The organism is Campylobacter sp. RM12640, assembly GCF_020137595.1.
In the GTDB taxonomy this organism is placed as follows: domain Bacteria; phylum Campylobacterota; class Campylobacteria; order Campylobacterales; family Campylobacteraceae; genus Campylobacter_E.
On record NZ_JACGAU010000075.1, the window covers coordinates 1 to 433 of the forward strand.

General features: G+C 33.3%; 1 protein-coding gene. It reads right to left on the reverse strand.

Annotated elements, in window-relative coordinates; all coding sequences use genetic code 11:
* On the reverse strand, positions 1-433 hold a 433-nt coding region (locus AVBRAN12640_RS09940), incomplete at both ends, for a flagellin hook IN motif-containing protein (protein ID WP_336609200.1).

The following is a 433-nucleotide window of genomic DNA, read 5'->3' on the forward strand; positions in this document are numbered from 1 at the left end:
CTTATCCACCCCATCAGTTATCTTAATACCTCTACCATCTCTATTAGCAAGTACTAATCTTCCTTTTTCATCAACACTAGCCTCAACCCCTGTTTGATCTTTTACAGAGTTAATAGCAGCTCTTAAAGCTCCATTTCCATCTTTATCTTTAACTTCAATAGAACCAATAGTAACACCATTTATACTAAAGCCTTGTAAAGTAGTTCCTGCTTTAATAGGTTGTTCAAATACACTTTGAACCGTAACAGAAGCTTTAATACCTGTTTTATCAGTAGATTTATTAATAGCTTCAACTAAAGCACCTAAACCTTGACCTGCTTTAATATTATTACCTTGAGCAATTTGCACTGGCTCAAATGTAACATCATTAATTCCATCTACGTTTTTAAATGTAAGATTAATTTTATCTCCTAAAGCAAGGTCACTTTGTCTC